This is a genomic window from Clostridium sp. HBUAS56010 (assembly GCF_007115105.1).
GTDB lineage: Bacteria > Bacillota > Clostridia > Lachnospirales > Lachnospiraceae > Lacrimispora.
Genome location: NZ_SULJ01000001.1, coordinates 26,296 through 46,929, shown reverse-complemented (window position 1 = coordinate 46,929; position 20,634 = coordinate 26,296). Strand labels below are relative to the sequence as shown.

The window sequence follows — 20,634 nt, the reverse complement described above, 5'->3', positions numbered from 1 at the left end:
TCCAATTTTTTTGATCTGATATAAGTATACAACTTGTATACTAGTATTTCAATCTTTTTTTCACAAATCGTCATAATTTTTACAATTAAACCGCACAAAGAAAGAATTAATCCAATATCAGGCACACAAAAAAACGGTAATAGAAGAATATTCTTCTCATTACCGCATCTGCTTATTATTATGGGAAATATTATTTAAAATATCCGGGATATTTTTTGCGCAAGGCTTCCTCGTCAAACTTATATCTGGATAAATGTTTTTCCATCAGCATCTGTGCCGCTGCTCCATCCTTTGAAGAGATCGCTTCCACAATCTCTTTATGATCAGAAATTGTTTTCAATTCTTTAACCGCAGACAGCGACATACTTCGTATTCTGTCAAAATGAATGGTTATGCTGTCCATCAAATGATATACCTGATCTTTGCTGGTGATATGAAAGAGCATTTTGTGAAATTCATTATCGAGCTCCAGCAATCTCTCAGGAGAACGGTTTTCCATATAAAACTCCTGGAGTCTTACATTCTCTCTTAACCGTTCAATATCCTGCCGGGATGCCATCTTGCATGCAAGTTCTACGACCGCATTTTCCAGAACCTCCCGCATAAAACGGGCTTCTTCCACCAGCTCATAATCAACAAAAGCCACTGCACTGCCCTTTTGAGGATAAATCTCCACAATTTTAACTTTAGAAAGCTCAATCAAAGCCTCTCTGACAGGGGTCCTTGATAAATTCAGCTCCGCAGACAGTTCATTTTCGCTTATCATGGTTCCTGGAATCAAATCAAGGCTGATAATGTTATCTTTCAGCATTCGGAGTGCATATTCCCGCCCTGTTTCTTTTTGATTTCGCTCTGTCAGCCTCATCTGTCAGCCTCCCTTTCATTTAATTACAGAACAAGCGAAATTGTTCTTAGGTTCTACCGTTCCGTAACTGGGCATGTTTTATACTTTAATTCTTCCCGGAAATATTTCACAATCTCTTCCGTTGCTGTCTTTACTTCGATTCTGGGGCCAGTTAAAATCAGGGTTCCCATAAACCGATCCAGAAAACCAATGACCACATCACCGCTTTTTACTGCAATATCAGCGGCAATAACCACAGATTCCGGAGGTGTCATATTAATGGTGCCAATAGACATTCCTGTGAAATCAACGTCTTTATTCGTACCAATATCCAGACTCAGATTCTTATAGACAGCCGGGTCAGAAAGACCAATGACATGTGCCAGAGTAATCTCCCTTCCTGCTACGGAGACATTAACAACCCGTCTTCTTCCGTCTTTTGACCAATCCTGAGGGTTGGAAAAAAAGTCATGGGTTTCTGCCGGGTTTTCTTTCTTCTCTATCATATTACCACTCTCTCATCTTGAAATTTATCGCGTTACAAATCCCACTCTCTTGCCCCTTTTTCCTGCGCTTCCATAAGTTTATCCCATGTAATCTCTTTCTTTTCTTCATTCAGGTAATGGAGCAGATCTGCAATGCCTTCTCCCGTTGTACTGCTGACTGGAAAAATAGCTTCACAGCCCGCTTCCTCTAACCACTGGCGAACCATAGCCACATTGGCATCCGGACAATCAATCTTCGTGATAATTCCAATAACAGGCCGGTTGCATGCGGTAGATATCCCAGGAGAAAACAGGTTAAAAGGCTCATTGGCACTGCAAAGCAATCCAATCACATCTGACTCATAAGAAAAGCAGCATAGCCCTTGAAGAGACAGTTTTTTATTCTCGGTATATTCACCTGGCGTATCTATAGTAATATCCCAGTGGTTCACATACTGAGTCTTATGATAAACCACTGGTTCCCCCTTTAGTGCCTGGGTAAGAGAAGTCTTGCCTGCTTCACTTCTGCCGCATAAAAACAATTTTTTCATAGGATCACCGCTTTGTAATGGGACAAGTAACATATCCCAATGTATTGTGAAAATACTCAACGATTTCTGTAATCGCTGCATTCACTTCTGCAATCTCTCCTGTTATAATCAGGGTTCCGCTGAACCTGTCCGCAAAACCAAGATAAATATTTGCACTTTTTACTGCAATATCAGAAGCAATGACTGCTGATTCCGGAGGTGTCATGTTCATAATACCGATTGCAGAGGAACGGTAATCCACATCCGGATTCAATCCCAGCTTCCGGTATACAATAGGCAAAGGCCCTCCGATAATATGTGCCAGCGTGATCTCTCTTCCTGCAACTGTTTCCTGAACAATACGAATCTGTTCCCGATTCTCATTTTCCATCATAACCACCTCTTATTCCATCTGTATTCAAAATTTCCTCTTCATTATAACCATTGACCATGAGGGCAATGTCAATGAGCGGATCGGATTTTTCATCCCTGGATTCTTCCATTATGGAACTATTATGAACCCAAACAAAAAATAATGCTTAAATTTATGGCTTCTTTTCCCCATATTTTCCATTTCATATGGCGGATCTCTGGTAAAAACTGAAAAAGCCTTCCCTATAGGGGAAGGTTCTTCAGTTGAAACTAGTATCTCATAGGAATAACGCTCATGTAGTCTTCCACAGTCGCACCCTGATTAAACATCTCAATAATCTGTCTTCCTAATGGATTTAAATCTTCAGTATTATACTGTTCCAGTTCTTTTCTAAAGAAATCAGTAAGAATCTTAGCACCGCCGTCGTATCCTTCCAGACCTACTTCCTGCTGTGTCTCCGGTCTTAAGAAGTTTCTTCCGATATACTGTCCGTCAATCTTTAATGAATCCAGACCAAATCCTAATAATGAGCAACGTGATTCTACCAGATGCTCTGGTTTAAACTTTGCACTTCCGCGACGTGCAATATATTCTCTTGCAATCCACTGAGGCATGAATCCAACTTCATATGCTCCAATATGCTGATTCGGAATCAAAACATAACGGGTATTGCTGGAATTCACAATCTGCTCCAGAAGCAGGTTTGCCTGAGTTACCTTTTTCCCTGTTGCAAATGGCCAGTAAGATCCCACTCCTTCACTGGTCATCTCAAGGGAATCAATAATACTGGGATTGTTATATCCTCTTGGAGCTACCAGGCGCCATAACCATGCAAGTGCAGGAGGAAGAATATGAAGAATTCCCATAATACCATAAGATGGATTCTCTCTGGTACATGCTGGTGTACGCACACCAAAACTTCTTACATCAACTTCTACAGCTCCGTCAATTGCCTTCTCAAGCATTCTTCTTGGAAGAATTACTCGCGGGTTTGGACACGGCTTACCAGTGGAATCCATAATGTGCTCCCATGGAAGGCTGGTTGCACCAGGAACCGCTTTCATGTTCAGGTATAACAGCGGCTCTTCCGGCTGAATCAGTAACTTCTCATACTGAGGGGAAGATCCGTAGCTCTTAATATTATCAAGACGAAGGAACCAGGAGGATTCTGCATCCGTTACAACCAGTTTCTTGCTTTCGTTCTGAATTGATGGGTGGCATAAAGCCATATCATCTGTAACAGGAATCAGATCACAGGAATCATTCAATACAAGATAGTTCTTCTCGCCTGTAATTGTGTTAACTCCCACTACAGCTCTTCCGTCCATCTCCCTGTGAATGTCTTCGTGCATCTCACTCTTTCCGCCGCCGGACGCACCTTCGTGCATGATTACGATCTCATTATCATAAGGAGTGATCACTTTTACTGTCGAAGCATGGGCAGTCACCCAGCCTTCTGCTTCTCCGATATTTAACAGAACACCGTAAATACCTTTTTTTGCACTTGGGCCCGGATATAAATTATAAGAATATACTTCATGCACATCATCCAGACGGTTATGGATAACAACCTGTTTTCCGTTGAAATGGGTATGACGGAAAGGAGGCGCCAGATAAACGATAGCCTTTAAATCAAACTCCGTAATATTATCTATATCCTCAAATCCCTGCAGATCACCCATTGCTGCCGCAAAGAATCCTGCATTCACTGGTGAGATCAGTATGGAATCATATCCGTATTCAACTCCGCCGGACTTAAATGGGAAGAAAATAAGTTCCTGTTCTTTTAACCAGTCAAATGTCTCTTTTCTCAAGGATGCAAAATCGCTTTTATAAACGTCAGTATATCTGGGTTTATCGGTAGGCTTATCATCAGCAATAATGGTACAGTTCGGATCTCTTCTTCTCATGTAGTCTTCCATATAGTTAACTACAATTCCATTAGAGCATCTGGTAGCAACTGCTTCCAGTACTTTCCCCTTGCCTTTTACCTCATATTCGATATTGTATTCGTTATTCTCTGCACTTCCCATTGCAAGCTCCAGAAGTTCGGCTCTTGTCTTGGGAATAATAACTCCTTTTGATTGATCCAATATTTCATGTACATAGTCTGGTAAGTTTAATTTTCTTAAACATTCAAGCATTTTTTCCTCCATTCCTGTGCATATTTATGCACATCTTTCGTCTATACCTGGGTAGTTCTGCGGCAAAACGAGGTAGTTAAATCTCCCAATTCTCTAAATGAATTACTTTCCTTTTTAATGGTAAATCCATACTGCATTCCTTCCATCAACGGCTGTGATTCATTGATCAACCCCCTTTGCAATCTTATTATATAAAAGCCGATATCCAAAACTTGGATATCGGCTTAATTACAACTTGGAGTAATCCCTACTTTGCGATGTCTTCCGGTACTATTTAACTGTACAAAACACTTCAAAATTCCCAGCCATAGCTATAAGAATAACCTTTAACCTGATTCATGCGCCTGCCCTGACGGGACTTGCAGCAGCATTCACGATATCCGTTCCTATTTTTCAAATGTGTAGTGTTCCTGATATCATACCCCTGACACCAGGGCACCGAAAGTAAAACAGTGCAGAATACACAAAATCATCGGACAATAAAAGTACAATCTGATCTTCTGCTTTCACGCATGATACATTAGACATAATGTACCATGAAACGAAAGCCATGTCAACGATTTTTTAAATAAGTAAACACATTTCATTCATATTTATGAAAGCTTAAACCATCGTAATTTTATACATCGTCAATAGCCTTTCCAATATCATGCCTCATGTATTTATTCTCAAAAGAAACCCATTCTGCTGCCTCATAAGCATTCGCTCTGGCTTCTTTTAAATCCGTTCCAATGGCTGTGATTCCAAGGACCCTTCCTCCATTTGTCACAATTCTGCCTTCATCATCAAATCTGCTTCCTGCATGAAAAGCGTAATATCCCTCTTTTTTATCAAAATCAGACAGACCGCTAATGGGGAATCCCTTCTCATAGTGCTCCGGATACCCGTCAGATGCAAGGACAACACAAACTGCCGCATTGTCTTCAAACTGCAGATCTATCTGATCCAGAGTACCGTCAATACATGCTTCAAACACCTTAACCAGATCATTCTTCATCCTTGGAAGCACCACCTGCGTCTCCGGATCTCCAAATCTGGCATTATATTCCAACACTTTAGGTCCTTCCTCTGTCAGCATCAGGCCAAAGAATATAATCCCTTTAAATTCTCTTCCTTCCGCTTTCATGGCACGAACAGTGGCTTCATAGATGTGCTTTTTGCAGAAAGAATCCACTTCACTGGTATAGAACGGACTAGGGGAAAAGGTTCCCATTCCGCCCGTATTAAGACCCTCATCTCCATCCTTTGCCCTTTTATGGTCCTGGGCAGATGTCATGATCTTAATGGTTGTTCCATCTACAAAAGAAAGAACGGATACTTCTCTTCCTGTCATGAATTCTTCCACCACAATTCTGTCTCCAGAGGAACCAAACTGCTTATCCAGCATAAGGGTTTTGACTCCTTCTTCCGCCTCAGAAAGGGTATTGCAGATCAACACTCCTTTTCCAAGAGCCAGACCATCTGCTTTTAACACAATGGGCAGTCTCGCTGTCTTAAGGTAAGCAAGTGCAGCGTCTGCAGAATCAAAAGTTTCATATCCTGCTGTGGGAATGCCGTATTTTTTCATCAGATCTTTGGAAAATGACTTGGACCCTTCCAGACATGCAGCATTCTTGCGGGGTCCGAAAGCTCTAAGCCCTGCCGCCTCAAAAGCATCTACTGCACCGGCAACCAATGGATCATCCGGACCTATAATGGTCAAATCAATTTTATGCTCTAAGGCAAAAGAAATCTGTTTTTCAAAATCCATCACCTGAATATCCACACACTCCGCCACTTTCGCAATTCCTGCATTGCCTGGCGCACAGTATATCTTCTCTACGTCAGGGCTCTGCGATACTTTACAGGCGATTGCGTGCTCTCTTCCGCCGCCGCCTATGATGAGAATCTTCATCCCTTCTCCTCCTGTCCGTTTGCAATCAATTGAATGGCTTGGGGTAAAATAACCCATTCCGCTTCTTCCATAACCCGCTTCTGAAGCTCTTCCGGCGTATCCCCTTCATGAACTTCAACTGCTTTTTGAAGAATAATGGGACCGGTATCCGTACCTTCATCTACGAAATGCACAGTAGCACCTGTTACCTTCACTCCCCGTTTCAAAGCCGCTTCATGGACTTTCAGACCATAATATCCGGTTCCACAAAATGAGGGAATAAGGGAGGGATGAATATTAATAATACGGTTCCGGTATTTCTTAATCATCTCTTCCGGTATTGCAACCAGAAAACCTGCAAGAACAATTAAATCAAGAGAATATTCGTCTGTCTTTTTAAGCAGTTCCTGGTAAAATTCTTCCCTGTCCCCAAAATCCTTTGGTGAAATGCAGACAGCTTTAATCCCATGATTCCTGGCTCTTTCAAGACCATATGCAGCCCTGTTATTGCTTATAACAACCTCTATTCTCGTATTGGTGATCCTTCCACTGTCTATGGCATCTAAAATGGCCTGCAGATTGGTTCCTCCTCCGGAAACAAACACGCCTATTTTCAGCATAAAGTCACACCTTTTTCCCCTGCCTGTGTCCGTCCGATTACATAAGGAGTCTCCCCAGCTTTTCTGATGGCAGCCATGACAGTATCCACATCTTTTTCCTCTACAGCCAGAATCATCCCAATTCCCATATTGTATGTGTTGTACATCATCTCTTCGGAAATATCGCCGGTTTTTGCCAGCAGCTTAAAGATGGCAGGAACTTCATAGCTGTTTTTCTCTATGACTGCACAGATTCCTTCCGGAAGCATTCTTGGAATATTCTCATAGAATCCACCGCCTGTAATGTGGCTGCATGCTTTGATGGTTACGCCGCTTTCTTTTACAGATTTAAGTGCATTCACATAGATTTTTGTAGGAACAAGCAGCGCTTCTCCAAGAGTCTGCCCCAATTCTTCATAATAAACGGAAAGACTTTCCTTTGATACATCAAATACTTTACGGACCAAAGAAAAACCATTGCTGTGCACACCGGAAGACGCCATGCCAATGAGCACATTACCCGGAGCTAAAGAAGCACCTGTAATGAGGTCTTTTTCATCGACTACTCCTACGGCAAAACCCGCCAGATCATATTCATCTTCTGGATAAAATCCTGGCATCTCCGCTGTCTCTCCGCCGATTAAAGCAGCACCGGCCTGTTTGCATCCCTCTGAAACTCCGCTGACAATCTCTGCGATCTTTTCCGGATAATTCTTTCCGCAGGCAATATAATCAAGGAAAAATAAAGGTTCCCCTCCTGCGCAGGCAATATCATTCACACACATAGCTACACAGTCAATTCCAATTGTATCATGTCTGTCCATGAGAAATGCCAGTTTCAGCTTTGTCCCCACTCCATCCGTACCTGAAACCAGGGTCGGCTTTTCCATATCTTTAAATGCGGACATGGAAAATGCTCCAGAGAAACCGCCAAGACCTCCTAACACCTCTGGTCGCATAGTTTCCTTTACATGCTTCTTCATCAGTTCCACAGACCGGTATCCGGCCTCGATGTCTACTCCGGCATTCTTATAATCCATTGTTTTCTCCTCCGCTTCCGGTAATTTATTTCTTCATCTGAGCTGCATATTCCTTATATCCAATCTGATCCAGCTTTTCAGCCTTTTTCACCACATCGCTTTTTAAATTCTCAGAATAGTCTTTTAATCGTTTTAACAGGTCTTCATCACCTGCCGCCAGAATCTTTGCTGCTAATATTCCTGCATTGGTTCCTCCGTTAATGGCAACAGTTGCAACCGGAATACCAGAAGGCATCTGAACAATCGAATAAAGAGAATCCACTCCGCCAAGATCAGACGTTTTCATGGGAATCCCGATGACCGGCATAGGGAACAGTGCCGCACACATACCTGGCAGATGAGCTGCTTTTCCTGCACCTGCAATGATTACCTTAATACCCCTTGCTTCTGCTGTCTTTGCATATTCAAAAAATATATCCGGCTCTCTGTGGGCAGAGATCACTGTAATCTCAAATTCCACACCCAGCTTTTCCAAAATATCTGCTGCCTGCGCCATTACGGGCATATCTGAATCACTTCCCATAACAATTGATACCTTTGCCATAGTAAATTCTCCTTTTCCTCTTATCACATATATCAGTTCATTATTAGCGGTAATATTACTTATTAATTAAATTAATATAACACACTTTCAAAACAATTACTGCTTATTAATTATAATACTAGGTTTTCTTTACCACGTCAATGATTTTCTTTTAATTTTAAGTGTAACCAAAGGGAGAAAACAAAAACACAGGAAATGAAAGAATTCTTATCTCTTTCATTTCCTGTGTCTTTTAAAGGGACTTAATACTTACTGTCTCCATATGATGGCTTCTCTTCAAAATAAACCGGATCTATATTGACAGCAGGTGCCTCAGCTTCCTCTTCATAAGAAGCAGCATCTGGCTGTATGCTGTCTCTTAAAGTATTTTCAGTATCAACACCGTTATAGAGCTTAAACTGCTCCACAAGCCCCTTCATAATCTGAGCCTGTCCAGACAGTTCTTCACTGGCTGCTGCACTCTGTTCTGCTGTAGCGGAGTTGGTCTGAACCACACTTGAAATCTGATCAATTCCCTGAGTTACCTGACCGACTGCAACCGCCTGTTTATCAGAAGCGCCTGCAACCTCTTCGATAATCATATTAATTCTCTTGGTACCTTCTACAACTGCCTGCATGGATTTGGCTGTTTCTGCCGTAATCTTCGTTCCATTTTGAACTGCCTCCATGCTTTCACCAATGAGGAGAGTGGTATTCTTTGCTGCTTCTCCGGATTTGCTGGCAAGATTACGAACCTCATCCGCAACCACGGCAAAACCTTTTCCTGCTTCTCCTGCACGAGCTGCCTCTACAGCAGCATTCAATGCCAGAATATTGGTCTGGAACGCAATATCTTCAATGGTTTTAATGATTTTTCCAATCTCATTGGACTTATCGCTGATCTGGGTCATAGCCTGATTCATCTCAGCCATCTTTTCATTGCTCTGGGTTACATTCTTTGTTGCTTCTTCTGCTTCACGTCTGGCTTCTTTCGCATTCTGTGCATTGCTGTTGATCTGATTTGAAATATCATTAATCGTCGCAGCAAGTTCTTCGATAGAAGATGCCTGTTCCGTAGCTCCCTGGGAAAGCGCCTGCGCTCCGGAAGAAACCTGATCGGATCCGCTGGCAACCTGATCGGCTGCTTCATTGATTCTTGAAAGGGCATCGCTTAAATTGTTTCTGATATTACGGATCGCTGCCAGAATTGGCTGGTAGTCAAGAATATACTGCTCATGACATTTGGAAACAACTCCAAAATCTCCGGCTGCCATCGCACCAAGCAGATGGGTAATATCATCAATAATGGTTCCGATGTTGGAAATAGTCTTTCTCATACCATTCGCAAGACTTCCCAGTTCATCTACAGACTCATACCCCAGTTCCACATGGAGGCTTCCTTTTGACATCTCTTCCGCAGCCTTCTCAATCTCTTTGACTGGTTTTACAATACTTTTTGTAATTGCAGAAGCCAGTATGATGGTGGCAGCAGCACCAAGAATCTGGAATATTACAATGGCTACTTCCGTCACTGTCATGAGCGTCTGAGCCTTTTTAAATTCGCTGTCCGCATTGGCTTTTGCACCATCACTAACCTTAATCAGATCTTCCTGAACTGTAATAAAATATGGTTCCAGAGAATCAAAGAAAAGATTGGATGCCTGGCGGCTCTTATTCTCCTTTGCCAGTACAAATACCTGTTCTTTTACCGGCTCTGCTTCTTTTAACGCATTTGCAATATCATCAACAAGCGCCTGATCTCCCTTGAAGTTTTCCTTTAAATACTGGATTCCTTCATTGATTTTATCAAAATCAGCTTCTGCCTCATCGATGTATTTTGCTGTGGTGTTCACATCAAGACTCATAGTTGCATAACTTACATTTTTTGCTGAAGACTGTATATTACGCCGCATCTCCACAGCAAGAAGGGAAACCTGGTGTCCATTGTTATAAAAATCTTTAAATTTGCTGTTGTTATTCACCAAACCGTACAATGAACTACAGGAAACAATCAAAAACAAAATGAAAACAATTCCAAAAGCAACTGTAATCCGTTTACCAATCTTTAAGTTCTTCATCTAGTGTCCTCCATCTGATCTACGCTTCTTTTATATCATCACTGCAAATATCGACAATATATGGAAATTCTTAAGTAATTTTGAAGAAGTCTTAATATAATCATGATTCAGCACTAGATTCTTAACCTTTATCCATCAAATACCAGACAGAGGTAGATTTAATTCCTCAATTCCTTTTAAAACAAACATTCCATCGTCAATAATCACCACGCGGTCTCCTGTTTTCGTAACCGTTTCAATTCGGTCCAGTTCCGCATATGGGATGGTAATGTCTGTGTGGCAGCTGAAATAAGCCTTTGACAAATCCTCTTTTCTAAGCAGAGACACTTCATTATCCCTGGCAATCACTTCTTTTCCATTGGGATTATAGACCGGACTGTCTTCTGCCCAGCTATAGCAGGTATCCCCCACCGCAAAATGAGGTCCCATTTTCTCAACAATTAAAATAGGAAGTTTATCAAGAATTCCGTACTTTCTCGCCATCACATATGCAGTCGTATTCGTACCTATTGCAAACTCACCCATGGGGAGTGTTTCGTGATTTTTTAAGATCACCTGTTTGATCAGAGCTTTCCCCTGATCTGGATCTTCAAAATTGCTGCACGAATAATCAGTAATCATCCCATCATGAAATGTCATTGTAAGATCTTTAAACTGAAAATCTGCAATGTATACGGTACTTACGAAAAGTGTCCCTTCGGTTCCTGAAAGCACCGGAGAGGTAAATACTTCTCCCAGAGGAATATTCACATCAGCCACACAGTTTTCAAATTTTGTTTCTTTTTCCTTGTCCTGTAATTTATGAAGAGCAACCTTTAAATGGGTCTTATTATTCCCCTTTCCAGTCACCTCCACATACTCGGCTTCATCAAGAACGTCAATGATGATTTGCTGAAGTCCTTTGTATTTTTCATAATCCAATGTGTTAATTGCAATGGTTTCTTCAAAAATTTCTTCAAACTTTTCACCAATCTCAGGAACTGGAAATGCAATAATTGTAAAACTGGTTTCATCTCCTGGAACAAACTGGTTCAAAATTCTCGAAGTCTCATTGGACATCTCGGCAGCCAGTTTTTCCTGTTTTCCATCATAGGAAAGTGCTTCTGCCTTGTTCACAGGCTTAAACCCTTCTTTTCCGAAAGTTTCAATCACTGCCGGTCCTGCATAAGATAATGCCAGATCTTTGTAAGTCTCGTAAGCCACTTTCAGCACCGCTGCTTTTCGGTCCTTAAATGCCTTATTTAAATAGAGCGCATCGTCATAGCGGTGATCATAATCATACTGTCTGTTTGCAGAGGTTCCATAATAACCGGCTTTTCTTCCTGCATTAGTATTCACTGTCCAGACTGCCGCACGGCAGAGAATAATGCTAAGTCCCATTTTCTCAAAATTCTCCATGGCATACTTAACCATTCGCTCAAATCCCAGCTCATAACGAATTTGCACGGATTTCTTTTTAGACAGATCTCTTCCCATAACCTGAAATCCTTTGCGGTATCCTTCTGTGTAGGTGTCAGCCATTAAACGGACCTTTTCCTCTGGAAGAGAATTTAAAAATTCAGCCACCTTAAGTTCTGAATCCGAGATAAATTCCCCAAAATAATATAGATAGCGAAGATCTGTCAGATCATGCTTCCGGATAATATCTGCTGCAAAACCAAGAGACGGATCAAGCCCTTCTCTGACACGGAAAGAAACCGTATGGTCCGTATAGTCACTTACAAACCAATATAGAATCTCTCTTACTGCGGAAACTTCCTGCGCATCTTCCTCAAACAGATTATAGATTTCAATAAATGCCTCATTTAAAATAGTAATATCCGTAAGCCGCCACTCATGGGCAAATACAATATCCCCCCTGATCTCTTTGTATAAATAGCAAAGAAGTTGTCCGTAATCTTCTCCCAGTTCTGATACGGCATAAGCTGGATTTGCGTAGCTGGTTTCATAATTTTCCGGTAAAATATCTTCATAAAGTCTCCGGTTCCATGCCTTTAGTTCTTTAAAGGAAGCACTTCTCTGCCTGCCAGACTCTATAAATGCCAGATACTCTCCAATCATTTGAATAAACAAAGCTGTTTTTTCAAAATAAGTAAGGAACGGTTTTTTCACTGTCTGTTCCGAGATCATCGTTTTGATCCGGCTCATAGAAAGCTCATACCGTTCCATAATTGTTTCATTTTCCTGTTGAAACATTGTTCGATAATCCATGCTGTTATCTCCTTATTCCTATTATAATGAGAACAATCCATAAAACAATTAAAAATCCACTGATTCCGATTCCGATCCTGGACAGGATGTACTTTTTCTCTCTTTCAAAAAAAGAAAGCACACCGTAGCCAATGGAAAAAAAGGAAATTAAAATACTGCAGAAACAGACAGCCGCAACATTAAGCTGCGCCTGCCCTCCTGCAAGAACAGAGCTTACAATTCCAATTGTCCCCAGTATCAGTGCTGCAACAGAAAGCCCCAGCGCTAAAAAACTTCTTTTTGCAAAAGGCTTTCTAATGTAGGACACTTTTTTCTGCTTTTTCACGCCTTTTCCTCCTTACTCTTATGTGCTGCATCACTTTATAAAGAATATAGCCAAGGATTCCTCCTGCTGTATTCAATATCATATCATCCACATCAAAACTTCCTACTTTAAATACAAGCTGAATGGTCTCAATGGTCAGAGTAAATAAGAAACTCAACAGCACTGTATTTAAAAAACGGCGGCTTCTCCGGCTGATAACAGGCAAAAAGAAACCAAAGGGCATAAACCCAATAATATTCCCTACAATATTGAGAAAGAAAGCCTGGAAGCCAACCACTTTTCTGTAAATAATAAAACGCCGTATCTCCCGAAAAGGAATCAGATTGTAGGAATAATTACTTTCAGAATGATTTCCTCTTCCAAAATAATCAGAGAAAAACAGAAAGTACACCAAAAAGATTAAGTATAACAAAAAAATTACCCAACCTATTTTCTGCCGTTTTGTTGCGTCTTTAATCATAGCAGCTCCATTTTATGAAAGACGAGAAAAACCGTCAAAACTTTCACTTTTGACAGTCTTCTCTAAGAGTAATATTAAAATGTAATTTCTGATTTTCGTTTCAGAAGAACAGATCCATTGATGATTGACATCACACCGACAGTAAGTCCCATAACTGTCATCACAATTCCCACAACCAGACTTAATGCTCCGGCATTTCTCATGGTTTTATAGATTCTTTCCATATCAGACACTCCTTATCTTACTCCATAGACTTCATAATAAGTATCAATTGCAGCTTTTAATTTATCATCAATGATGACCGTTCCCTGGTACTCTTTGTTATACAGATGTTCAATTACCTCCGCCATGGATACGATAGCAGAAGCTTTAAAACCATACTTTTCCTGTATTTCATCAAGAGCACTTTTGTCCCCTTTTCCTTTTTCCATACGATTCAAAGAAACCATAAGTCCTAATATTTCCACATCGCCCTGTGCCTTTATAATGGGGAATGTCTCTTCAATGGATTTACCAGAAGTCGTTACGTCTTCAATGATAACCACTTTGTCCCCGTCTTTTATAGGGCTTCCTAAAAGGATACCGGCATCGCCGCCGTGATCCTTCTCCTCTTTTCGATTGGAACAATAACGGATCTCCTTGCCATATAAGTCATGAAAAGCAATTGCCGTAACAACGCTTAACGGAATTCCTTTGTATGCCGGTCCGAATAAGACATCAAAATCGTCACCAAAATTATCGTGAATGGCTTTCGCATAATATTCTCCCAGCCTTTTTAGCTGCGCTCCTGTTACATAAGAACCTGCGTTCATAAAAAAGGGGGATTTTCTTCCGCTTTTCAGCGTAAAATCACCAAATTTAAGGACCTTGCTGTCTACCATAAATTCAATAAATTCCTGCTTATACTGTTCCATTTTATCATTTTCTCCTTATTTTATGCGCTCTCTAGCGTTTCTATCTATGTTGAATCTGCTCTACTACACCATTTTTACACCATTTTGGATTTATGCACGCTTCTGTTCCATTTTCTCCATTTCTGTAAATAAAGTGTCCTCTGTCACATGACAATATAAGTCCATTGTCATTTTTAATGTGCCATGTCCAAGTATATGCTGAAGTGTTTTTGGCTGTATTCCATTTTCAATAGCTCTAGTTGCAAATGTATGTCTGAATGTATGTGGTGTAAAATGTTTAAATCTAGCATCTTCTTTTTGAATACTTTTTATGATCAAACTCATGCACTCCTTAACAAGAAACAACTGTGTTGGCTGATTGTTTTTCGTAACAAACACAAGATTTTCATAACCTTCTAGTGCACTTTTCCCAGCAAAAACAATTTCTTGTTTCTGAGCCTTCTGCCTTTTTAAAGCCATGATAGCTTTTGCAGTTAGTGGAATAATCCTTTTACCATTAACGGTCTTGGTATCGTGCATCTCAAATAAGTATTTACCATTTTTGCTAAAGTAACAGAGTGTATGCTGAACATTGATAAATTTGTTTTTCAAATTAACATCAGACCATTGCAAGGCGCATAATTCGCCTATTCGCATACCCGTTTCAAGTGCAAGTATAAAGAGATTATTGTAAAATCGTCCTTCTGCCATTAAAAGAAATTTATCGGTTTCGTCTCTTGTTAGTACCCGTTTTTCCCCTTTTTCTTCTTTGGTTATAACGGTATTGATTTGCTTTGCAACATTTTTAGTAACCAAATCACTATCCAATGCTTTGTTAAGCATATCTACTAATATTTTCTTCGAGTTGCTTCGCTCATTATCTGAATTTAATTTATTTATGGCCTCTTGCATGTTGATGAGGTTCAGTGATACTAATTTTCTCCATCCAAGATCTTCCTTAATCCGTTTATAATGAGTGGCGTAAGATTCCTTTGATGAATTTCTACAATTCTTCTTACAAGTGTTTAGCCATATTTGATACCATTCATCAAGAGTAATATCCTTTTTAACAACATTAGTTTGTTTTTCGTCTTCATACTGTTCAGCTCGTAACTTTTGGGATATTTCGGTATATGTCTTTCCATAAATCGTCTGTCTTTTACCAAATCTATTAACAAACCTAGCCTGATATAGACCGTCCTTCCTTTGAGAAATGCCTTTACCAAGTTCTTTCCCTTTAAGTGATTTACCCAATATATCCTCCTTCCTGCGTAAAATCGGGGAAAGAATATCTGTTAGAACATTCGCCCCTAATTTTACCATACCCGATATTTATTTTCAATCGACAATCATCACATTATTTGATTTAGTAGCCATTTATCCAGTTTCCCTTTGTGTGCATACAATCTGTTACCAATCCTCACTGTAAATCCATTTTGGGGTTCATGTAGTAATTCTCTCGCTTTTGTCTGTTTAACACCTAAATATTCACAAAATTCATTGATATTTAGTAACGCTTTTTCTATAGCTTATCTCCTACCTTTCTTAGTTATATTTTCACATGCAAAAAGAGCCAGTCTACGTGAGTAGGTGGCTCTTGTGGTTTGGTTAAGAAATAAAATTTAATTGTTAATTTTTTACAAATATTTCTGATATAGCATATTTAACATACAATAAAGCCAAAAAGACACCCACCTATATAGTGAATGCCTTTCTGGTTATTGTTATTTCTTCTCACATATCATATGCAAGACTCTCTTGTGATAATAGTATATTCACATTAATGAATATCATTCCTTGTACAAACAAGAAATCTTTTTTGTAAGTTGATATTATCATTATTTCTCTAGTTTGTCAAGTATATTTTTTAGGTTATGTTTGATTTCATTATCTTCTAATCTCAAAACTCCTTTAACTTCATTCAATATTTGTTTTTGTTTATAAAGCTCATCATTCGCCTTAACAATATATTTTTTACTTTTTTGAAATTTGTCTTCTAAATCTTTATAATACTTCATTATATCTAACTGACGCATAATGGCAAATTCAATTTTTTTAACCTCATCTGAACTTAATTCACAAATAGGATCGGTTAATCTCGCTTTACTTATACACATAATATTAGAAACATTAACATAACCATCTAAAATCAAATCTCCAGATTCATTTTTTCTAGTCTCTAACGGAACAATACAAGATAGATTAGCGAAACTGTGGGTAACAGGAACAACTATAACGTTTGGTGACTTTTTATTATATTCTTCTTTTTGTATAATAACGCATGGACGAGGATTGCTTTTACTTAACTCACTCCCAATATTATAACCAAAATGGCACCAATATACCATACCTCTATTTATAATTCTAGTTTTAGACTTTTCTGCAATATTATCTAAAAATAATTTTGTAGACAACCAGTTGAGATATTTTTGTGTTTTACTTAAATCGATCTTCATACTCCCATTCCCCTATCATCAGTAATACTTCCAATTATATACCATAATATTCCATATTTCTACAGGAACGTAGGTTCTTATGATGGGGCGGAGATATGAACATAACAAAAGAGAGCAGAACATTGTCCACTCTCTGGTTAATAGTTACAATATTACTTTGCTTTTCTAAAAATGGTACAACCACAATCCTCGCATACATATGGTCTGGTTTCAAATACATATCTATCAGGTCTATCATTAGAAAAGAATTCCTGATTTAATAAAGCATACTGCTTACTTTCTTCTCTCATTGCTCCACTACATACTGGACATTTTAAATTTTCCCATTTACTTTCAATTTCTTCTCTTGTCATATTCTTAATCTCCTTCTCTTTTAATCTAAAGAAACACCTATCAATTAAAATCTAAGATAAGTGTTTCTCAAATTGCATGCTATTTTACTGTTTCAATCACCACTTGACCATCTTTAACCCATGCACCATCTGAATTTACTTGATATCCATCAGGTGTTGTTGTATCGTGAAGCATTACGCTCCACTGGTCAAAGTAGTACCACTTTCCTTCAATATTAGCCCAAGTATTCTGCTTGGATATTCCATCGTCACCAAAATAGTACCAATTATCCCATACTTGTTTCCATTGATTTTGTAAGTAATCAGAAAAGCCATATTCATTTTCGATACCCGTCTCATATTTGTATACTGCCATTTTTGAACTGTCTCTTACTACGCTCATTCCCTCTTGAGATGCAAAAACCGTAGAAGGTAACAACAATCCTATAATTAAAGCTACAGTTATAGTCTTTAAAAATCTCACAATTTCACCCCCAACATTTTATATAATTAGTTTATATTAATTAGCCTATAAATGTCAAGGGATATGGGCAATTAATCGTCCCAACTGCCCATATTTGTGAAGTTTCTCAACTGATTTAGCCTTCCATAAATTTGTTTAAGCATTTCCAGAAGTCCCATTTCTTCTGTCCAAGAGTCCTTAATAAAGACATCTGTACATTCCATTCCTCCACATTCAATATCCCCCTTACCATTTATAGTAACTCCTCCATATCCAGCACCACCAAGATGCAATGAAGCATATCCACCTCCAGGGCTACCAGCAGGTCTTTCATTTGAATTGATGCGAACCCAACCATTGCTTGACACTAATTCATTGCTACCATCAGCACTGACATGGTAATCGCCAAAATCCACTCCATCATCACTTGCGTCAAACAATCCACCCCCAATATGGATCTCTCCACTATTAAAAATTGATGAGTTAATTTTGCCAGAGAATGTACCATCTGAAGCTCTCAAGCTACCATCTCTTGTTACACTAAATTTATCTCCAAGTTTGATTGAGCCACCATTAATATCAATATCCGACGCTGCAACCTTCCCTTGATTCGTTACTCTAAAGGGAGCTTTGGTCTTATCTGCATTTCCAGCCCAATAAGCAACGGCACCAGGGGTAGGATCAGAACTCATACCTACATTGCCTGAATATAAGGCATTCTTAGTGATATCCCAACCACCAATTTTACCCTCGTCGATTTCAGCATATCCTCTAAACACCAACTTCTTACTTTCTCCGTCAATGTAAAAGAATTTTTCATCATCTTTTGATATGTTGAACGTGTTGTTAGAATCATCAGGATTAATCTGTACGCTGAATCCATTTAAAGCCTTTGCCTTGAATCCATCAGCTCCCATGGTAAGAGTATTATTCTTATTCTGGATATACAGATTTTCAGCAATTACAATTTTACCCAGTAAAAGACTCGCTCCAATACCATAGGCTCTAGTAACAACTCCATTCTGATTTACCTCAATCATTCCAATGGCAATTTTCGGTTCTTTCAAATTAGTTCCTACCGGCTCATCATATAGCATAATCTGCCTATTGGTAATCCATAACTTTTCTGTAGCATCTTTCTTAGTGAATAATGCACCTGTATTGTCAATCGTCACTGTTTGATCTGTTGCATTGCTTTGTATCTGTTGCATATTTAAATCCAGAAAGTCTTTTAAATTTGTGTTGTAATATGCTTCATTCGCTTGTTTAGACGCTTGATTCCAACCGGAAGTCTTATATTTCAGAGTGGTGTTATTTTTATCTGCCATTCTCTGCATTTCAATTTGAGAAAAATAGCCATCAGTCAGACTCGTCTTAGAGCTAAATGTTAGTTTGAAATTCTTAAAGTTTTCCCAATCAATTTCCATTCTTAACAATCTGGCTTTAATGAAATCGTCGTCAGAATATTTGATTATAAGAATATCTCCTATTTCCAGTCCATCGGTATACTCCTTATACTTAAATAACACTGGAAAGTTTATGGAATTAACAGTCATATCAAATTGAGGGAAACAAACCCTATTTAATTCTTCGACACCATGATTATACAAGTTCTGTTTCATTTCCAGAATTTCAGATTCAGTCATAGTGGAAGTTGCGATATATGAAGCATCACATAAAACATCTTCTCTAACATAGGCCTGTAATTCTTTATACAATTCTTCACCCAATACCACATCAATTTTTACAACATATGATTGTGCTTCTGTTTGTTTGGCCTTAATCTGGTTTTCTTTAGTGGTGATTTGAGACTGTCTTACAATAATCTCATTATTTACCGCATTCCAGAGAGTATTATAGTTATTGTACTGTGTCTGGGCTACTGGATCAGAATTATATTTGTCAGTCAACACCGACATCTGTTCCTTGTATGTATTTGCTTTTGCCTTCAATCCAACAAGTCCGTACTCTGGCCATGTTGTACTTGATTCATTAGATGGCATTTTATTATTCAGACTATCTAATTCATCTTGCAGCATTTTTAATTGAGTCAAGGCAGCAGAAATTAGCCCTTTACTGTCTTCCATCTTTTGATAATATTCTTCTAGTTTCTCTTTCAATGCTTTACTCATATCATTGTAAAAGTAACTGAAATTTGTAATGTAGTTGTTTCCACTTGGATTCACAGAAGCAATAGATAAAGCTGTTCCACTTGCATCATTACCACCTGTAACGCATAATTTAGTCTTAATATCATCTTCGTCCCATGATATGTTTAATTCCTTAATTAAATTACGAAATGACATAATTAACGGAATCTGCTTACCAAGATTTTCAACCTTAAATGCGCTTACAGACCTATCGTTGCTGTCAAATGTGAATATACATTCAAAAGTTTCAGCCACATCATCAACTAAAAATCTATATGATGCAACATTATCATTATCAAAACTACGTCTGTTTTTCGAGATGGCTGGATCAATATATTTGAATTTCCAACCAGGGTTTTTATCCATGAAAATATGAGCAATACTATGGGATTTGTCACTGGCATCATATAAAGCATACCGATCTAATCCGCCTTGCTCATCATCTTCGGTTCCCATGGAGCCAAACGAAGTTAGGTATGTCTGCTTTAATTCGTAAGCCAAATCATAGCAAACAACTTCAAGATATGGATTTTGTCCATTATCTGTGCGTTTAATATCCGTGATTCGATACCAGCCGTTATCCTCTAGCCATATATATTTACCGACTGAAATATCGTCAAACCCATCATTTTGGACATTTTCATGATACTGATATATGGTAAATTGAAAACTGGATATGCCAGCTGCTAAGAAATTTGATTTCTTTTTCTTGGCATTTAGTTGACATATTAACTTCTTATTTGGGTATGAGAGAAATACCCGCGGAATCTGTGGTTTGTTATATCCGTCAAAATTAAATTTCATTATGTAATCACCTTTCCTATTCACTTTTTATAGGGGACTCAGTTACGAATC

The 20,634-nt window shown here is 38.9% G+C and carries 20 protein-coding genes; all 20 read right to left on the bottom strand.

Annotated elements, in window-relative coordinates:
- Window positions 1–190: 190 nt before the first annotated feature.
- Window positions 191–865, bottom strand: a complete 675-nt coding sequence (locus FAY33_RS00225; RefSeq protein WP_143318762.1) for a GntR family transcriptional regulator — start codon at window positions 863–865, stop codon at window positions 191–193.
- Window positions 866–918: 53 nt separating this feature from the next.
- Entirely contained in the window at window positions 919–1,350 is a 432-nt protein-coding gene (locus FAY33_RS00220; RefSeq protein ID WP_143318761.1) for a BMC domain-containing protein, read from the bottom strand.
- 32 nt (window positions 1,351–1,382) lie between these two features.
- Window positions 1,383–1,880: a EutP/PduV family microcompartment system protein gene (locus FAY33_RS00215; RefSeq protein WP_143318760.1), complete on the bottom strand. Its 498-nt coding sequence runs from the start codon at window positions 1,878–1,880 to the stop codon at window positions 1,383–1,385.
- Window positions 1,881–1,884: 4 nt separating this feature from the next.
- Window positions 1,885–2,250 (bottom strand): BMC domain-containing protein, encoded by a 366-nt coding sequence (locus FAY33_RS00210; protein WP_143319558.1) that lies wholly within the window; start codon window positions 2,248–2,250, stop codon window positions 1,885–1,887.
- A 251-nt stretch (window positions 2,251–2,501) separates the two neighbouring features.
- Entirely contained in the window at window positions 2,502–4,376 is a 1,875-nt protein-coding gene (locus FAY33_RS00205) for a DUF4914 family protein (RefSeq protein WP_143318759.1), read from the bottom strand.
- A 619-nt stretch (window positions 4,377–4,995) separates the two neighbouring features.
- Window positions 4,996–6,270 (bottom strand): phosphoribosylamine--glycine ligase, encoded by a 1,275-nt coding sequence (purD, locus tag FAY33_RS00200; protein ID WP_143318758.1) that lies wholly within the window; start codon window positions 6,268–6,270, stop codon window positions 4,996–4,998.
- The gene (purN, locus tag FAY33_RS00195; protein WP_143318757.1) at window positions 6,267–6,869 is read right to left on the bottom strand and encodes a phosphoribosylglycinamide formyltransferase; all 603 of its coding nucleotides are present in this window, start codon (window positions 6,867–6,869) and stop codon (window positions 6,267–6,269) included. Before purN ends, purD begins: the two co-directional genes overlap by 4 nt.
- Window positions 6,863–7,888 carry a phosphoribosylformylglycinamidine cyclo-ligase gene (gene purM, locus FAY33_RS00190; RefSeq protein ID WP_143318756.1) on the bottom strand — a complete coding sequence of 342 codons (1,026 nt, stop codon included), beginning with the start codon at window positions 7,886–7,888 and terminating at the stop codon, window positions 6,863–6,865. Before purM ends, purN begins: the two co-directional genes overlap by 7 nt.
- Before the next feature lie 25 nt (window positions 7,889–7,913).
- Window positions 7,914–8,432: a 5-(carboxyamino)imidazole ribonucleotide mutase gene (gene purE, locus FAY33_RS00185; RefSeq protein WP_143318755.1), complete on the bottom strand. Its 519-nt coding sequence runs from the start codon at window positions 8,430–8,432 to the stop codon at window positions 7,914–7,916.
- A gap of 242 nt (window positions 8,433–8,674) precedes the next feature.
- Entirely contained in the window at window positions 8,675–10,489 is a 1,815-nt protein-coding gene (locus FAY33_RS00180) for a HAMP domain-containing methyl-accepting chemotaxis protein (protein ID WP_143318754.1), read from the bottom strand.
- Between the two features lie 135 nt (window positions 10,490–10,624).
- Window positions 10,625–12,700, bottom strand: a complete 2,076-nt coding sequence (locus tag FAY33_RS00175) for an aminopeptidase (protein ID WP_143318753.1) — start codon at window positions 12,698–12,700, stop codon at window positions 10,625–10,627.
- Window positions 12,701–12,704: 4 nt separating this feature from the next.
- Window positions 12,705–13,025: a DUF6142 family protein gene (locus FAY33_RS00170; RefSeq protein ID WP_143318752.1), complete on the bottom strand. Its 321-nt coding sequence runs from the start codon at window positions 13,023–13,025 to the stop codon at window positions 12,705–12,707.
- Window positions 12,994–13,485: a VanZ family protein gene (locus tag FAY33_RS00165; RefSeq protein WP_143318751.1), complete on the bottom strand. Its 492-nt coding sequence runs from the start codon at window positions 13,483–13,485 to the stop codon at window positions 12,994–12,996. Before FAY33_RS00165 ends, FAY33_RS00170 begins: the two co-directional genes overlap by 32 nt.
- Before the next feature lie 74 nt (window positions 13,486–13,559).
- On the bottom strand, window positions 13,560–13,709 hold the full coding sequence (locus FAY33_RS19200) for a hypothetical protein (protein ID WP_185967440.1): 150 nt from the start codon (window positions 13,707–13,709) through the stop codon (window positions 13,560–13,562).
- A 12-nt stretch (window positions 13,710–13,721) separates the two neighbouring features.
- The gene (gene pyrE, locus FAY33_RS00160) at window positions 13,722–14,399 is read right to left on the bottom strand and encodes an orotate phosphoribosyltransferase (protein ID WP_143318750.1); all 678 of its coding nucleotides are present in this window, start codon (window positions 14,397–14,399) and stop codon (window positions 13,722–13,724) included.
- Between the two features lie 90 nt (window positions 14,400–14,489).
- A complete protein-coding gene (locus FAY33_RS00155; protein ID WP_143318749.1) occupies window positions 14,490–15,632 on the bottom strand; it encodes a site-specific integrase in 1,143 nt (380 codons plus the stop codon).
- 584 nt (window positions 15,633–16,216) lie between these two features.
- A complete protein-coding gene (locus tag FAY33_RS00145) occupies window positions 16,217–16,834 on the bottom strand; it encodes a type II toxin-antitoxin system PemK/MazF family toxin (protein WP_143318748.1) in 618 nt (205 codons plus the stop codon).
- Between the two features lie 152 nt (window positions 16,835–16,986).
- Window positions 16,987–17,187: a hypothetical protein gene (locus FAY33_RS00140; protein WP_143318747.1), complete on the bottom strand. Its 201-nt coding sequence runs from the start codon at window positions 17,185–17,187 to the stop codon at window positions 16,987–16,989.
- Between the two features lie 79 nt (window positions 17,188–17,266).
- Window positions 17,267–17,650, bottom strand: coding sequence for a hypothetical protein (locus tag FAY33_RS00135; protein WP_143318746.1), 384 nt, complete (start codon window positions 17,648–17,650; stop codon window positions 17,267–17,269).
- A 71-nt stretch (window positions 17,651–17,721) separates the two neighbouring features.
- On the bottom strand, window positions 17,722–20,583 hold the full coding sequence (locus FAY33_RS00130; protein WP_143318745.1) for a hypothetical protein: 2,862 nt from the start codon (window positions 20,581–20,583) through the stop codon (window positions 17,722–17,724).
- Window positions 20,584–20,634 lie beyond the last annotated feature (51 nt).

What these genes read in the sequence shown, in the direction of transcription:
- purM (WP_143318756.1), bottom strand. Translation starts at nt 7,888, where the DNA reads ATGGATTATAAGAATGCCGGAGTAGACATCGAGGCCGGATACCGGTCT.
- FAY33_RS00175 (WP_143318753.1), bottom strand. Translation starts at nt 12,700, where the DNA reads ATGGATTATCGAACAATGTTTCAACAGGAAAATGAAACAATTATGGAA.
- FAY33_RS00165 (WP_143318751.1), bottom strand. Translation starts at nt 13,485, where the DNA reads ATGATTAAAGACGCAACAAAACGGCAGAAAATAGGTTGGGTAATTTTT.
- FAY33_RS00140 (WP_143318747.1), bottom strand. Translation starts at nt 17,187, where the DNA reads ATGACAAGAGAAGAAATTGAAAGTAAATGGGAAAATTTAAAATGTCCA.
- FAY33_RS00205 (WP_143318759.1), bottom strand. Translation starts at nt 4,376, where the DNA reads ATGCTTGAATGTTTAAGAAAATTAAACTTACCAGACTATGTACATGAA.
- FAY33_RS00215 (WP_143318760.1), bottom strand. Translation starts at nt 1,880, where the DNA reads ATGAAAAAATTGTTTTTATGCGGCAGAAGTGAAGCAGGCAAGACTTCT.
- FAY33_RS00220 (WP_143318761.1), bottom strand. Translation starts at nt 1,350, where the DNA reads ATGATAGAGAAGAAAGAAAACCCGGCAGAAACCCATGACTTTTTTTCC.
- FAY33_RS00210 (WP_143319558.1), bottom strand. Translation starts at nt 2,250, where the DNA reads ATGGAAAATGAGAATCGGGAACAGATTCGTATTGTTCAGGAAACAGTT.
- FAY33_RS00180 (WP_143318754.1), bottom strand. Translation starts at nt 10,489, where the DNA reads ATGAAGAACTTAAAGATTGGTAAACGGATTACAGTTGCTTTTGGAATT.
- FAY33_RS00225 (WP_143318762.1), bottom strand. Translation starts at nt 865, where the DNA reads ATGAGGCTGACAGAGCGAAATCAAAAAGAAACAGGGCGGGAATATGCA.
- purD (WP_143318758.1), bottom strand. Translation starts at nt 6,270, where the DNA reads ATGAAGATTCTCATCATAGGCGGCGGCGGAAGAGAGCACGCAATCGCC.
- purE (WP_143318755.1), bottom strand. Translation starts at nt 8,432, where the DNA reads ATGGCAAAGGTATCAATTGTTATGGGAAGTGATTCAGATATGCCCGTA.
- FAY33_RS00130 (WP_143318745.1), bottom strand. Translation starts at nt 20,583, where the DNA reads ATGAAATTTAATTTTGACGGATATAACAAACCACAGATTCCGCGGGTA.
- pyrE (WP_143318750.1), bottom strand. Translation starts at nt 14,399, where the DNA reads ATGGAACAGTATAAGCAGGAATTTATTGAATTTATGGTAGACAGCAAG.
- FAY33_RS19200 (WP_185967440.1), bottom strand. Translation starts at nt 13,709, where the DNA reads ATGGAAAGAATCTATAAAACCATGAGAAATGCCGGAGCATTAAGTCTG.
- purN (WP_143318757.1), bottom strand. Translation starts at nt 6,869, where the DNA reads ATGCTGAAAATAGGCGTGTTTGTTTCCGGAGGAGGAACCAATCTGCAG.
- FAY33_RS00145 (WP_143318748.1), bottom strand. Translation starts at nt 16,834, where the DNA reads ATGAAGATCGATTTAAGTAAAACACAAAAATATCTCAACTGGTTGTCT.